Source organism: Facilibium subflavum (genome assembly GCF_003574485.1).
In the GTDB taxonomy this organism is placed as follows: Bacteria; Pseudomonadota; Gammaproteobacteria; order Francisellales; family Francisellaceae; genus Facilibium; species Facilibium subflavum.
Map to the genome: position 1 here is coordinate 1 of NZ_QLIT01000065.1, position 2,076 is coordinate 2,076.

2 protein-coding genes are annotated in these 2,076 nt (G+C 41.3%); both read left to right on the forward strand.

Features of this window, described 5'->3' with window-relative positions:
* Positions 1 to 266: 266 nt before the first annotated feature.
* Positions 267 to 1,604 (forward strand): Tol-Pal system beta propeller repeat protein TolB, encoded by a 1,338-nt coding sequence (gene tolB, locus DNK84_RS04955; RefSeq protein ID WP_119343454.1) that lies wholly within the window; start codon positions 267 to 269, stop codon positions 1,602 to 1,604.
* Positions 1,605 to 1,637: 33 nt separating this feature from the next.
* Positions 1,638 to 1,790: a hypothetical protein gene (locus tag DNK84_RS14230; RefSeq protein WP_162902112.1), complete on the forward strand. Its 153-nt coding sequence runs from the start codon at positions 1,638 to 1,640 to the stop codon at positions 1,788 to 1,790.
* The last annotated feature ends 286 nt before the right edge of the window (positions 1,791 to 2,076 follow it).

Here is a 2,076-nt window from a genome sequence, read left to right on the forward strand (position 1 = left end):
GATTACTCAATGGCCAAACGGATGGCAAAGAAATGGTTAAATCGAAGAAGCCAAAAGCGGAAATTAAGTTGGGAGAAGTTCAACAAATATATTGAACGCTATCCACTACCGCAACCACGGATAACACATGATTTTTATACTTTAACAGGTTCAGTGAGTTAAATTGAAGAGCCGTATGTGGGAAATCTACAAGTACGGTTCTGTGAGGGGCATCATGCTTTCTCACATTATGTTTAAAATTTAAATTATAAATAGGAGAAACAGAGATGTCTACTCGACAAATAACAAAATACTATCGACTAATCGCCCTGCTGTTATTAATACTTATTGCAGGTGTTACACAGGCCAGACTAACGATTAATATCACTCAGGGTATTACGCAGCAAATCGCTGTTGGTATATTACCGTTTAGTGGGGCACATGTACAAAGCAGAGAGACTCCTGAGGGTATTAGTGGGGTTATTTCTGATGATTTAAAAAACTCAGGTCGCTTTGATGTGGCGCAAAAAAACTTGCCACAAACGATTAGTAATACTTCGCAAATTCAGTGGCAAAAGTGGCCACAGGATTATATTATTTTTGGCCATGTAAAGAAAGTGACGGCAGATACGTACGATGTACGTTATACGCTTGTTAGCAAGGCAAATAACGAAGTGTTAAGCGCGCGAGCGTTCAATGGTATTAAGGCTGCGCAATTTCGTCTGCTTGCGCATACTATCAGTAATTATATTTATCAGGCAATTACAGGCAACAAGGGGTATTTTACCTCTAAAGTCGCCTATGTTAGCGTGACAAACCCTTATGATGCAACAAAATCGGTATATCAACTTGTGATCGCTGATTATGATGGGTTTAATCCTCATGTGTTGCTTAAACAAACAAAAGAGCCCATTATGTCCCCGGCGTGGTCGCCTGATGGTAAAAAAATTGCTTATGTGAGTTATTACAATGGTGGAATGGCGATTTATACGATTAACATCTACAGTGGGCAGCGCAAAAAAATTGCGAATTATGAAGGTATTAATAGCTCGCCTGCCTTTTCACCGGATGGCAAAAGTATGGCAATGGTATTATCACAAGGGTATTCAGAAAACACGAATATTTATCTGTTAAATACATCTAACGATAAGCTCTATAAGAAATTAACACTTAATGGGATTAATACGGCACCGGCATTTTCGCCTTCTGGCCAGAAAATTGCTTTTGTCTCTGATCGAGGCGGATCTCCGCAGATCTATACCACTTCAGTAAAGGCAAAATATCCCGCATCACAACGCTTAACTTTTAATGCCAAACAGGCTTTTGATCCGCAATACACCCCCGATGGAAAAACCATTGTTTTTATGTATAAAGGTCTGGATAGCACAGGTACTCAGATTGCAAAGGTTGAACTATCTACAGGCAAGATTACCGTTTTAACAGACGGGCAGGCTGACTCATCTCCCAGTATTTCGCCAGATGGGCATATGATTATTTATAGTCAAGGGCATGCAAATGGCGATGCTAATCTGGCTATGGTATCTATTGACGGTAAGGTTAAAATTACATTACCATCAAGTACAAAAGGTGCCGTGCAGTCTCCTGCATGGTCGCCAGTTATATAGTTTTATTTATCATTGAACCCTAGGAGTAATATTGTGAGTGCGCCAAGCAAAGCTAAGGCAATCAAGCTGGACAATCCAGCCCAGAAAAAGGCTAGCCACCAGTCTGGAACCGAACTACACATAATGCAAGGTAACGAACATTATGAAGCTGTAGTAAGGGCGGTCTATCAGCCACAACGCGAGTGAAGGTATTGAGCCCCGTAATATACCATCGTCGCACCTGATCAAGGTTTTCATATGCCTGAAATCAGCACTACGCAATACGTAAAGGCGAGTATGCGTGGAGGTGTCGGGGTCTGAGTCCGTAGCGGGTAGATGAACTGATTGCTTTGGAACTTGGGAGAACCTTGCTATTTCTGAATGCTTATCTTGGAGCCTAAAAAGCTAGAGATAAGCTTAGCAAGGTAGTCGGACTAGCTCATAGTAGAGGTGTAAATAGGGTAATGCCTAATGGCACTAAGTTAAGCCGCAT